Source organism: Brucella pseudogrignonensis, assembly GCF_031454375.1.
GTDB lineage: Bacteria > Pseudomonadota > Alphaproteobacteria > Rhizobiales > Rhizobiaceae > Brucella > Brucella pseudogrignonensis_A.
In genome coordinates, this window is sequence record NZ_JAVDQT010000004.1 from 77,788 (window position 1) to 89,968 (window position 12,181).

The window sequence follows — 12,181 nt, forward strand, 5'->3', positions numbered from 1 at the left end:
CTTATGACAGTTATTTGCTGACCCGCCTTTTGGCATAGATCAGCAATGTTTGAAATAATCAGGCTGCATTTTCGTGGCTGATAAACTTGCGGAAACGCTCGGACTTTGAATTTCCGAAAACCTCTTCAGGCGCGCCGTCTTCTTCGACCAATCCCTGATGCACGAAGACCACGCGATTGGACACATCTCGGGCAAAGCTCATTTCGTGCGTGACGACCAACATAGTACGGCCTTCTTCAGCAAGTCCCCGCATAACGCGCAATACTTCGCCAACCAGTTCCGGATCAAGCGCCGAGGTCGGTTCGTCAAACAGCATAACCTTCGGCTTCATGGCGAGTGCACGCGCGATTGCTGCGCGCTGCTGCTGGCCACCAGACAAATGTGCCGGATAGAAATCGCGCTTGTCTGCAATGCCAACCTTGGCAAGCAAAGCTTCCGCTTCTTCGACACATTCGGCACGCGAACGGCCCTGCACATAGATCGGTGCTTCAATGATATTTTCGAGAATGGTCTTATGCGACCAGAGATTGAAGCTCTGGAATACCATGCCGAGTTCAGAGCGGATGCGCGAGACCTGCTTTTTGTCTGCCGGGTAGGCTTCTCCCTTCGAGTTCTTCGCCATTCGAATGGTCTCACCCGAAACAGTCACGGTACCAGATGTTGGTGTTTCCAGCAGATTGATGCAACGCAGGAACGTCGATTTGCCGGAGCCGGAAGAACCAAGGATCGAAATCACTTCGCCTTCACGCGCTTCCAGGGAGATGCCCTTGAGCACTTCATTAGCACCGAAGCTCTTGCGCAGATTTTCGACTTTCAAAGCCACGTTCGACGTCACCGGGGATGTTGGAGACACAAGTTTACTCACGATGATTTTCCTTCGGTAGCGGTTTTGACAACGGGCTGGCGCAGATATGGCGTAAGCTTGTATTCAGCGAACATAAGTACGCGCGTCAGAACGAAGTTGATGGTGAGATAGATCGCGCCCGCAATCACGAACACTTCAATCGCACGATAAGATTCCGCGATCAGCTTGGCCGCAATGCCTGTAACTTCCATCAAGGTAATGATGGAGGCCAGCGACGTCGCCTTGACCATAGAGATCATTTCATTGCCATAGCCCGGCAGCGCCTGACGAATAGCGAGCGGCATCACGATGCGTCGGAAGCTGGTAAAGCGAGACATGCCGCAGGCTTTAGCCGCTTCGATTTGGCCACTTGGCACGGACAAAAGGCCGCCGCGGATGATTTCACTGGCATAGGCTGCATTGTTCAACGTCAGCGCAATGATTGCGCACCAGTATGGCTCACGCAGGATTGGCCACAGGAACGAATAGCGCACTGCCGGAAACTGGCTGAGGCCATAATAGATAATGAATATCTGAACCAGAAGTGGCGTACCGCGAAATACAAAAACATAAAGACGGGCGATCCAGTCGAGAACGGTAATCCCCGACAGACGCATCAGCGCAAAAAGCAAAGCCAGTATAGCGCCAAAGACAATTGAGCTTGCTGCAAGCTGAAGGGTCAGCGGCACGCCGCTGATCATCTGCATGAAGGATTCGGTATAGAACTGAAAGTTCATGATGCCCTCCGGACGCCGCGCGAAAAGTGGCGCTCAGCTTTTTGCAGAATGGTGCCGGAAACCGACGAAATCAGCAGATAAAGCGCACCGGCAATCAAGTAGAAATTAAACGGCAAGCCCGTCGAGCCTGCACCTATCTGAGCCTGACGCAGAATATCAACAACGCCGACAACGGAAATCAGCGCGGATTCTTTAAGTGCAACCTGCCAGACATTGCCAAGGCCCGGCAGCGCATGGCGAAGTGCCAACGGCGCAATGATGCGGCGGAATTTAAGCGCCTGTCCCATGCCACAAGCGGAGGCTGCTTCAAGCTCGCCCTTTGAAACGGCACGGAAGGCGCCACGGAAAACTTCCGTATGATGCGCACCGCACGAAATGCCAATTGCAAGCACACCAGCGAGAAATGCCGGAAAGCCGACAAAGCCCTGCGCGCCGAAGAAACGGCCAATCGCCGTTACCGCAGCACTGCCGCCAAAATAAAACAGATAGATCACCAGAAGGTCGGGAATGCCGCGAATGATCGTGGTGTATGCATCTGCAACACCGCGCAGCGTGCGCCCGCCGGAGATTTTGGCCCATGCTGCGAATACGCCAATGATCGCGCCAAGCAGATAGCCCAAAACGGACAGCGCCACAGTAACGAGCACCGCCATCATCAGCACATAGCCCCAGCCATCAGGCCCAAAGCTCAGAATATCGAGAAAAGCCTTCATGATGCCTCAGGCCGTGTGGGGGATAGGGAAATAAACGTCATCTTGTTTTCCGGGTATCTCTTTAGGCTGGTGCTTACTTATCAGAAACAGGCAAGGCTGGTTGAACATTATCCGGAATCGGATTCACAAAAACAGCACCATTCAACGTCTTTACATGATCTTGCTTGGCTTTATCGATCTGCTCCGGGTTGCGGAACAACTCTATCGCTGTGCTGCCCATAATTTTCGCCGCATGGGCCATGCCCTTATGCGCCGCAGGCAATTTACCCTGCGCCACCATCTGCCATGAATGAAGCGGCGTACCGATTGCGCAGGTTGCACCGCGCATCTGAACCGTTGGAACGACCCAGCTGACGCTCCCCACATCTGTGGAGCCAACAAGCGAGTTGTCGCCCTTATAAGGCTCATAGACACCTTCGCAAAGTGCAATTTCAGCATTTGGTTGAACACCGAAACGGCGAAATGCATCGGAGATGTCTTCTTTGGTCAGCGTTGCCTGAAAGCGCTTTGCGGTTTCGCGATCCTGATCATCAAAAACCGGCGGACCGAGACGATCCAGCTCTCGCTGCATCAATTGTTCCAGGGCTGGATTGCCAATGAGATTGGCATCACCGCTGACAATCTCGCTTTTGACCGTGGTTTCAGTCATCAGAGCCGCACCGTCGGCGATCTTTTTGACGCGCTCCAGTAGAACCTGCATCTGCGGCAAGTCGAGCGCGCGGATCAGATAGCGCACGCTGGCTTTCGCCTGCACGACATTGGGTGCAAAGCCACCCGTATCAGTGACAGCATAATGAATGCGTGCGGATGATGGCATATGCTCGCGCATATAGTTCACACCGACATTCATCAGTTCCACAGCATCGAGCGCACTTCGCCCCAGATGCGGAGCTGATGCGGCATGCGCTGCGCGGCCTGTGAAGTTGAAATTGATTTCGTTGCAAGCCAGTGAAACCGGGTCATTCACGCCCGCAAAAGGTGCCGGATGCCAGCAGAAGGCAATATCGACATCGTCGAATAGGCCTTCGCGCACCATAAAGCCCTTGGCTGAGCCACCTTCTTCGGCAGGGCAGCCATAATAGCGGACCCTACCCTTGATGCCATTGGCTTCGAGATAATCCTTGACCGCTGCCGCTGCCAGAAGCGAACCGGAGCCAAGCAGGTTGTGGCCACAACCATGCCCATTGCCACCCGCTTCAATCGGCTGCTCTTCCGCCACACCTGCAAACTGGCTCAAACCGGGAAGCGCATCAAATTCCCCAAGAATAGCGATGACCGGGCCATCTTCACCCGCCTCACCCATCACTGCTGTGGGTAGCCCTGCGATCCCACGCTGAACACGGAAGCCTTCGGCTTCAAGCTGCGCCGCATGCGCGTCGCTCGATTTATATTCTTCGTAATTCGTTTCCGGGTTATCCCAAACCGTATCGCTCAGTTCGAAATATGCAGCGCTTTTCGCGTCAACAATGTCCCAAATGTCGTGGTGATTTTTCAACTTGGCTCTATCGCTCGCGGCTCATGTTTTCGGACTTGCGGGAGAAAAGGCAGGTCAAGGACAGTAAGAGGACCAGGATCTAAATCCCCATTTCGCCGGATTTTTATGGCTGAAATGTCTGGTCTGACTTCCGTCAAAGAAGAGAGCGCTCCTCCCGAGCTGTACCTAGAGGTACTCCATATGAATGGCAACAGATATAAGTGAAATTGAACAAAACACACAGCTCAACCAACATTTTGGTTAGCAAAATTATCCATATTGATAAGAAGTCGCTGGCATAGCCGGAATCGGCTTTATCAAAAAAACCGTATGACGGTGTCATACGGCTTTCCAGGTTTAACTAGATCGGGCTTAGAAATCCCAGTCTTCGTCTTCGGTCGCAACAGCCTTCCCGATCACGTAGGAAGAACCGGAGCCGGAGAAGAAGTCATGGTTCTCATCGGCATTTGGCGATAGCGCCGAGAGGATTGCCGGGTTGACCTTGCAGGCTTCTGCAGGAAACAAAGCTTCGTAACCCAGATTCATCAGCGCCTTGTTTGCATTGTAATGCAGGAATTTTTTGACGTCTTCGGTCAGACCGACGCCGTCATAAAGCGCTTCGGTATAACGCACTTCATTGTCATAAAGCTCCAGCAACAGATCAAAGGCAAAATCCTTGATCTCCTGCTTCTTGGCTTCATCCAGCTTCTCAAGCGCGCGCTGATATTTATAGCCGATATAATAACCATGAACGGCTTCATCCCGGATGATCAGACGGATGAGGTCAGCCGTATTGGTAAGCTTTGCGCGGCTCGACCAGTACATCGGCAGATAGAAGCCCGAATAGAACAGGAAGCTTTCCAGAAACACGCTGGCAATCTTCTTTTTCAGCGGATCTTCGGCGTTGTAATTCTCAAGGATCAGCTGCGACTTCCTTTGCAGGAATTCGTTTTCCTCCGACCAGCGATAGGCATCGTCTACGTCAGGCGTCAGGCACAGCGTCGAGAAGATCGACGAGTAAGACCGCGCATGAACGGCTTCCATGAAGGAAATGTTCGATAGAACAGCTTCTTCGTGTGGAGTAGAAGCGTCATCCATCAGTGTCACGGCGCCAACCGCGTTCTGGATCGTATCCAGAAGCGTCAGGCCCGTAAACACACGGATGGTGAGCTGCTTTTCTTCCGCCTTCAGCGTTTCCCACGACTGGATATCGTTGGACAGCGGTACTTTTTCCGGCAGCCAGAAATTGCCGGTCAGACGGTTCCAGACTTCAAGGTCCTTATCGTCTTCTATCCGGTTCCAGTTGATGGCGCGCACAACCGCCGGCTTTTTGGCATTGTCTTTTTTAAACTGCATATTCATTTGTCTCTACCTTGATTGGGATCGGCGTGAGATTCTGGCTTTGGCGTGCCGAAAATGGTGGGGTTCGAGAACCGGAGCGCAGCGTACATAAAGTACGTGAGCACCGGCTCGCAGAACAACGCCATTTACAGGCCGCCTGAGCCTGAATATCAGCGATCCTAAAGGGCGCAGGAAACGCAGCCTTCTACCTGCGTACCTTCAAGCGCCATCTGGCGCAGGCGGATGTAGTAAATCGTTTTGATGCCCTTCTTCCAAGCGTAAATCTGCGCCTTGTTGATATCGCGTGTCGTCGCGGTATCACGGAAGAACAGCGTCAACGACAGACCCTGATCGACGTGCTGCGTTGCCGCTGCATAGGTGTCGATGATCTTTTCTGCGCCGATCTCATAGGCATCCTGATAATATTCAAGATTGTCATTCGTCATAAAGGCAGCCGGGTAATAAACGCGGCCAATCTTGCCTTCTTTACGAATTTCGATCTTGGAAACGATCGGATGGATCGAAGAGGTCGAGTGGTTGATGTAAGAGATCGATCCTGTTGGTGGCACGGCTTGCAGGTTTTGGTTATAAAGTCCGCCTTCCATGACGGCCTTTTTCAGTTCCTGCCAGTCTTCCTGCGTCGGGATTGCAATACCGGCATCTTCAAAGAGCTGACGCACCTTGTCCGTTGCTGGTTCCCAGACCTGATCGGTATATTTGTCGAAATATTCACCTGTCGCATATTTCGATTTCTCAAAGCCCTTAAACGAGCTGCTCTGTTCGACCGCAATGCGGTTGGAAGCGCGGACAGCGTGATAAGCCACCGTGTAGAAATAGATATTGGTGAAATCGACGCCTTCTTCCGAACCGTAGAAAATACGTTCGCGAGCGAGATAGCCGTGCAGGTTCATCTGGCCAAGGCCAATCGCATGGCTTTCGTCATTGCCACGGGCAATCGAAGGCACCGATCCGATATGGCTCATATCTGCAACGGCCGTCAGTGCACGGATCGAGGTTTCAATGGTCTTGCCGAAATCCGGGCTATCCATGGCAGCGGCAATATTAAGCGAACCAAGGTTACAGGAAATATCCTTGCCGAGATGCTCATAAGACAGATCATCATTGAAGATGCTGGCTTCGCTGACCTGAAGAATTTCTGAGCAGAGATTGCTCATGGTGATGCGGCCATCGATCGGATTGGCGCGGTTCACCGTGTCTTCAAACATGATATAAGGATAGCCGGACTCAAACTGGATTTCCGCCAGCACCTGGAAGAAATCACGCGCATTGATCTTCTTCTTGCGGATACGGCCGTCATCGACCATTTCGCGATATTTTTCAGTGATCGAAATTTCGGTCATCGGCACGCCATAGACGCGTTCAACGTCATAAGGCGAGAAGAGGTACATGTCTTCGTCGTTCTTCGCGAGTTCGAACGTGATGTCCGGGATTACAACGCCAAGCGACAGCGTCTTAATGCGGATTTTTTCGTCCGCATTTTCGCGCTTGGTATCGAGGAAGCGCATAATATCCGGGTGATGGGCATGCAGATAAACCGCGCCCGCGCCCTGACGCGCACCAAGCTGGTTGGCGTAAGAGAATGAATCCTCAAGCAGCTTCATCACTGGAATGATGCCGGAAGACTGGTTCTGGATCTGCTTGATCGGCGCGCCGGATTCACGGATGTTCGTCAGGCTGAGCGCCACGCCGCCGCCGCGCTTTGAAAGCTGGAGTGCTGAATTGATCGAGCGACCAATCGATTCCATGTTGTCTTCAACGCGCAGAAGGAAGCACGAGACGAGTTCGCCGCGCTGCTTTTTGCCTGCATTGAGGAAGGTCGGCGTTGCTGGCTGATAACGACCTGAAATGATCTCATCGACCATTTCGCGCGCATGCTGTTCATTGCCGCGTGCAAGAGCCAACGCCACCATGCAGACGCGATCTTCGTAGCGCTCGAGATAGCGCTTACCGTCAAACGTCTTCAGCGTATAGCTGGTGTAATATTTGAAAGCGCCGAGGAAGGTCGGGAAACGGAATTTCTTGTCATAGGCATGATCGAAAAGATCACGCACAAAATTGAAGGAATACTGGTCCAGCACTTCCCTCTCGTAATAGCCTTCATCGACCAGATAACCGAGCTTTTCACGCAGATTGTGAAAGAACACCGTGTTCTGATTAACGTGCTGAAGAAAATATTGCTGTGCTGCCTGTCGGTCACGATACAGCTGGATCTTGCCGTCATCGTCATAGAGGTTCAGCATGGCATTCAGCGCATGATAATCCAGCGATGTCTCCGTGGGCTTCTGCGGCTTACTGCCCGATGCAGCACCCGATGCCTGGGATGACTCTTGCTTTTCCGAAGCGGCGACCGTCTCGCGCTCACGGGTCAGGGTTGTGTCTGCCGTGTCCAAAATCGTTCCATCCCGTCTTTAACATTGCCAATGTCTTCATCCGTTCCCAACAGCTCAAAGCGATAGAGGTAGGGAACCTGACATTTTTCCGAAATTATTCGGCCTGCAAGGCCAAAGCCTTCGCCGAAATTACTGTTCCCGGCGGCGATAACACCGCGAATGAGGGATCGGTTATCCGCATCGTTAAGAAAGCGGATAACCGGCTTGGGAACAGCGCCTTTCGCTCCACCGCCGCCATAGGTTGGGGTCACAAGCACATAAGGCTCGTTCACCCGCAACAGGCCAGCATCGTCTTCATGGCTTTCCAGCGGAATGCGCTTTGAACGCATCCCAAGACGCATCACAAAGCGATGCGTGTTCTCGGAACGGCTGGAAAAATAAACGATCTGGCCCATGGCAAACCCTGACAGCGATTGGGCTTAAGCGAGCGAGCTGATCATATCCGGACGGAAACCAGCCCAGTGGGATTCACCAGCAACAACAACCGGCACCTGACGATAGCCAAGCCCCTGAACCAGATCATATGCATCACTGTCTGCAGAAATGTCGATGACAGCATATTCAATGCCCTGACGATCAAGTGCGCGGGTGGTGGCGGTGCACTGGACGCAGGCTGGCTTGCTATAGACGGTGACGTTCATTTTTTCCTCACTGGGGATAAGGGTTTTTCAGCAACAATCCGAAGCCGCATTGCACCGGATCATGGTTAAAAACTGAGATTTTATTGACTGCGTTTTACTGGAATGAACACGCAAAAAAACATCCACGCATTGCGGAATGCGTGTGACAAACACAAAACCGAGAGGCAAAACGCTCTTTGAGAGCGCGTGTCCTGTAAACTAGCCCGTACCGGGCGGACCGGAAATATTCGGCTCTAAATCAATCGACATGCTTTTCACCCCGAAGCTTTTGAGGGGATATCCAGGGCGGCAAAAGACGTGGCAAAACTTTGCCAACATTCTATCACGCACCAACCGACACCCCGCCCGTTGACGTTCTTGTTCAAGGCAGGTCTCCTGGCTCACGACTTAACGCCTTTGCCCACCTTCCCGGTTTAACCCAGTGGCATTCGGACATCGGCTAACCGCTTACAGTTGCGGGGGCAGCTACGGCTTAGCCACATCCATCATGGATATGGTGCACCGTATTCCCATCTTCGCTTTCAATTCTCACGAATCGCAAGAACCTTGAACACTAGATATAGTATCTGAAGTTAAAAACTCGTCAACGGATAGACGGATCAAATTTATTTAATCTTGGCTAAATTGAGACTTGCCTGTGAATAGCAGGGATAATGCCAGAGAAGTCTCGCCCATGCGCGATAAGCCGAGTCGCACAGATTTATAGCGGCTATCGACCTCAATGTCTGGCGACTGCTTGGTTCGTCCACATTTAAGAACGCTATAGAGAGATCGAATAAAACAAACCCGAAATTGCCTCTTCAATAATATTCATATAAATTGGAGTTAAATATCGGCACGTGTGAGCCATTCACCCTATTGATTGCCGTTATTTCAAATCAATTTGGAGTAAAAATTGCATAGTGAACAATCTATTTTAAAAACATCCATAGCGGTTACAATTTTTATTGCCGGTTTTGGCGTCGTCTTTGGCCTTTTGTCTGGTTCATTTTCAATTGTTTTTGACGGTGTTTATATGCTGGCCGATGCAGCGATGAGCGGACTTGCGCTTATGGTGGCTCGACTGATTACCTTGTCTGCACTTGCTGAACCGCCAAGCGGTAAATTGCGTGATCGTTTCACCATGGGTTTCTGGCATCTGGAGCCAATGGTTCTCGGCCTCAATGGTATTATGCTAACCGGCGTGGCGATTTACGCACTTATCAATGCAATTGGCAGCTTAATGGATGGCGGGCGCAGTCTCGAATTCAGCTATGCGATTTTTTATGCAGTGGTTGCACTCATCGCCTGCCTTGGTATGGCTTGGTTAGAGACGCGAGCCAACCGGAAACTTAAGTCAGATTTCATCGCTCTGGACGCCAAGGCATGGATCATGTCCGGCGGCATTACGGCAGCACTCCTCATCGCCTTCACGGTGGGCTATGCCATTCAAGGCACTCATCTTGACTGGATAACACCTTATATCGATCCGGCAGTTCTCGCGCTGGTTTGTATTGTGATTATCCCGATGCCTATCGGAACGATCAAACAGGCATTGGCCGATATGCTGCTCGTCACACCCCTCGATCTGAAGGAACACGTTGATACCGTTGCGCGGCAAGTGGTCGAACGACACGGTTTTAAATCCTATCGCGCCTATGTCGCGAAAGTGGGCCGAGGCAAGCAAATGGAACTCTATTTCATCGTGCCTCGTGACCAGCCCGCAAGGAAGCTTGAGGAATGGGATGCTCTGCGTGATGAAATCGGTAACGCGCTTGGCGGTGAAGGCCCGGATCGCTGGCTGACCATTGCCTTTACCACCGATGTGGAATGGGCTGTTTAAAAACGAATCCATTAGCGCCCGTCGTTTTTGCGAGGATTGTTGAACCGATTATCGTGCTTTTGGGGCCACAACAGCATGAGATCGTTCAATAACCACAACTACGCCGTTCCAATTCGCTAAAACAATTCAACGGTTTAAAAAATGTTTCAGTTTTACCACCGAAACGTGATCGCAGATTGCGTTGACTATTAACACTTCGTTAACCACAATTTGTTGCAATCTGTTACATAGCGTTATCGGCAAGGTGGTTACGAATTGAAGGCATTCCGGCAGACACAACAGCAATCCCTGAACACAGGGCATCGCACTGCCATGTCTCAAATGACGTCATTCTGGGGTCTGATGCGCGCCTATTGGGTGTCGGATCGCTGGAAAGAAGCCTGGGCTCTGACTGCTGCGATTTTCATCTTCACTGCCTTTATCAGTAAGACGACAGTTTGGGTGGCAGAGGCCTCCGGCCATCTGATGAATTCCATCGTCAACGTAAAAAGCGCGCCGGTTCAAAATCCTTTAATGGCCATTGCGCTCAATGCTGGCGTGTTGATCCTGCTTATGCTGGGCAAGGATGTGATCCTTGTTGGCTTCCGGCATCTTCTGTCCACCACCTTGCATCGCAAATGGCGTAAGTGGCTCAATGACAGCTTTTCTGACGCAATGCTTGATCGAAACCACACGCATTTTCATCTCCAGCAAGGCAAAGGTTCGAACCTTCCCGACAACGTAGACCAGCGCTTGCAGGAATCTATTAAGGGCATGACGGGTGGTGCCATCGGTCTTGTTATGGGCATTGTCGGCGTTGTGCTCTCGGCATTCTTTATCGGCCAGAAACTGCTCGAAATCTCAACCGAAGTCAGCGGCCTTGAGTTTCTCGGTTCTTATGGCGGTGCCGCCTTAGCGTTTGTTGCCATTATTGTTTATGTGCCAATTGGAACCTTCATCGCTGTAAAAATCGGCAGGAAGCTGGAGCAACTCAATCTCGGCATGCAAAAAGCGGAAGGCTCTTATCGTGGCGAATGGACAACGCTGCTACGCCGCAGTTTCCAGATTTCCGCATCAGACGGCGAAAGGGTTCAACGTTCGGTCAATAGGCGCCTTTACAAAGATGTAGACGGAACATGGAACCGCCTTAACCGCTTCGATGCCGCCTATCTCGCATTCTCTCAAGCCTATGGCTTCCTGTCCAATCGCATCATCGCCTATATACCGGGCATCGTGCCGTATATGAGCGGTGCTGTCAGTTTCCGCAATTACGTGACAGGCGCTGAACTGGTCGCCGCCATGATCAATGATTGCTCATGGTTTATTCAGGTTATGCCTGCAATCGCAAATCTGCGTGCGAATGCGGGTCGTGTCATGGGGCTGGCGCAGTCAATCGAAGCTGTTCAGGAACCGAGCGCATTCTATGCCAAGTCTGGCGTCAATCGCTTTAGCTTTGCAACGCAACATCAGCGTTTTGGCCTTTCAGTGCGCAATCTTGCGCTCATGCAAGGCCCGGATACGGAAACACCATTTCTACGCTCTGGCGTGATCAATATCCGGGCGGGCGACTGGGTCTATATGCGTGGTGAATCCGGTTCCGGCAAAACATCTTTCATCAAAGCGCTGAACGGCCTTTGGGCTTACGGAGCTGGTGAAATCACCTATCCTGAGAGTCAGAAAACTATTTACACACCACAGGAAGCCAAATTTCCGAACGTGTCATTAAAGCAGCTCATCTGCCTTCCTGAAGCTGAGAGCGAATTCAATGATCTTACGGTCGCTTCCGTCTTGCATGAGGCAGGACTTGGCGAGTTTATTCTACGGATGAATGACGAGAATGCTGACGGCTCAGCATGGGACATGGTGCTTTCAGGTGGCCAGAAGCAGAAAATCATGCTGGCGCGCCTCTTGCTGCACAAGCCGTCGGTTATCTTTCTCGATGAAGCAACGGGCGCACTCGATCCTGCATCAAAACTGCGCTTCCACACCGCGCTCAAGACACATTGCTCGAAAGCAATCGTCATCTCGATCATGCATGAGGAAAAGCTGCCAACGCTCGAAACCGGCGAAAGCGTCTATTCCCATGTTCTCGAGATACAAAATGGTTATGTATCGCTGAAGCCTGCTGATACAGCATATGAACCGCAAGCAGCACTGATAGCGGCGGAATAGACCTGCTCATCGCGCCATAAATATACCCAAAAATAGCTGCCTATTAG

The 12,181-nt window shown here is 51.6% G+C and carries 10 protein-coding genes and 1 riboswitch; of the genes, 2 read left to right on the plus strand and 8 right to left on the minus strand.

The window, feature by feature from the left end:
• Positions 1 to 58 precede the first annotated feature (58 nt).
• The 8 genes from J2782_RS13680 to nrdH all read right to left on the minus strand — a co-directional run bounded on the left by J2782_RS13680 (position 59) and on the right by nrdH (position 8,161).
• Positions 59 to 865: an ABC transporter ATP-binding protein gene (locus tag J2782_RS13680; RefSeq protein WP_310013478.1), complete on the minus strand. Its 807-nt coding sequence runs from the start codon at positions 863 to 865 to the stop codon at positions 59 to 61.
• A complete protein-coding gene (locus J2782_RS13685) occupies positions 862 to 1,581 on the minus strand; it encodes an ABC transporter permease (protein ID WP_310013480.1) in 720 nt (239 codons plus the stop codon). The genes J2782_RS13680 and J2782_RS13685 overlap by 4 nt, the downstream gene beginning before the upstream one ends.
• Positions 1,578 to 2,294, minus strand: coding sequence for an ABC transporter permease (locus tag J2782_RS13690; RefSeq protein WP_310013481.1), 717 nt, complete (start codon positions 2,292 to 2,294; stop codon positions 1,578 to 1,580). The genes J2782_RS13685 and J2782_RS13690 overlap by 4 nt, the downstream gene beginning before the upstream one ends.
• Positions 2,295 to 2,367: 73 nt before the next feature.
• Positions 2,368 to 3,789, minus strand: coding sequence for a M20 family metallopeptidase (locus J2782_RS13695; protein ID WP_310013484.1), 1,422 nt, complete (start codon positions 3,787 to 3,789; stop codon positions 2,368 to 2,370).
• A gap of 351 nt (positions 3,790 to 4,140) precedes the next feature.
• Entirely contained in the window at positions 4,141 to 5,130 is a 990-nt protein-coding gene (nrdF, locus tag J2782_RS13700) for a class 1b ribonucleoside-diphosphate reductase subunit beta (protein WP_310013485.1), read from the minus strand.
• 158 nt (positions 5,131 to 5,288) lie between these two features.
• Positions 5,289 to 7,520 (minus strand): class 1b ribonucleoside-diphosphate reductase subunit alpha, encoded by a 2,232-nt coding sequence (gene nrdE / locus J2782_RS13705; RefSeq protein WP_310013486.1) that lies wholly within the window; start codon positions 7,518 to 7,520, stop codon positions 5,289 to 5,291.
• Positions 7,496 to 7,915 (minus strand): class Ib ribonucleoside-diphosphate reductase assembly flavoprotein NrdI, encoded by a 420-nt coding sequence (nrdI, locus tag J2782_RS13710; RefSeq protein WP_310013487.1) that lies wholly within the window; start codon positions 7,913 to 7,915, stop codon positions 7,496 to 7,498. Before nrdI ends, nrdE begins: the two co-directional genes overlap by 25 nt.
• A gap of 24 nt (positions 7,916 to 7,939) precedes the next feature.
• Positions 7,940 to 8,161, minus strand: a complete 222-nt coding sequence (gene nrdH, locus J2782_RS13715; protein WP_250041769.1) for a glutaredoxin-like protein NrdH — start codon at positions 8,159 to 8,161, stop codon at positions 7,940 to 7,942.
• Between the two features lie 348 nt (positions 8,162 to 8,509).
• Positions 8,510 to 8,725: riboswitch (cobalamin riboswitch) on the minus strand.
• A 331-nt stretch (positions 8,726 to 9,056) separates the two neighbouring features.
• On the opposite strand from nrdH, the gene J2782_RS13720 reads away from it, so the two are divergent.
• On the plus strand, positions 9,057 to 9,983 hold the full coding sequence (locus J2782_RS13720) for a cation diffusion facilitator family transporter (RefSeq protein WP_310013490.1): 927 nt from the start codon (positions 9,057 to 9,059) through the stop codon (positions 9,981 to 9,983).
• Positions 9,984 to 10,295: 312 nt separating this feature from the next.
• The gene (locus J2782_RS13725) at positions 10,296 to 12,134 is read left to right on the plus strand and encodes an ABC transporter ATP-binding protein/permease (protein WP_310013492.1); all 1,839 of its coding nucleotides are present in this window, start codon (positions 10,296 to 10,298) and stop codon (positions 12,132 to 12,134) included.
• Positions 12,135 to 12,181: the final 47 nt, after the last annotated feature.

Excerpts from the sequence above, each read along its gene's own strand:
- J2782_RS13685 (WP_310013480.1), bottom strand. The coding sequence starts at position 1,581 with ATGAACTTTCAGTTCTATACCGAATCCTTCATGCAGATGATCAGCGGC.
- nrdH (WP_250041769.1), bottom strand. The coding sequence starts at position 8,161 with ATGAACGTCACCGTCTATAGCAAGCCAGCCTGCGTCCAGTGCACCGCC.
- J2782_RS13725 (WP_310013492.1), top strand. The coding sequence starts at position 10,296 with ATGTCTCAAATGACGTCATTCTGGGGTCTGATGCGCGCCTATTGGGTG.
- nrdI (WP_310013487.1), bottom strand. The coding sequence starts at position 7,915 with ATGGGCCAGATCGTTTATTTTTCCAGCCGTTCCGAGAACACGCATCGC.
- nrdF (WP_310013485.1), bottom strand. The coding sequence starts at position 5,130 with ATGAATATGCAGTTTAAAAAAGACAATGCCAAAAAGCCGGCGGTTGTG.
- J2782_RS13690 (WP_310013481.1), bottom strand. The coding sequence starts at position 2,294 with ATGAAGGCTTTTCTCGATATTCTGAGCTTTGGGCCTGATGGCTGGGGC.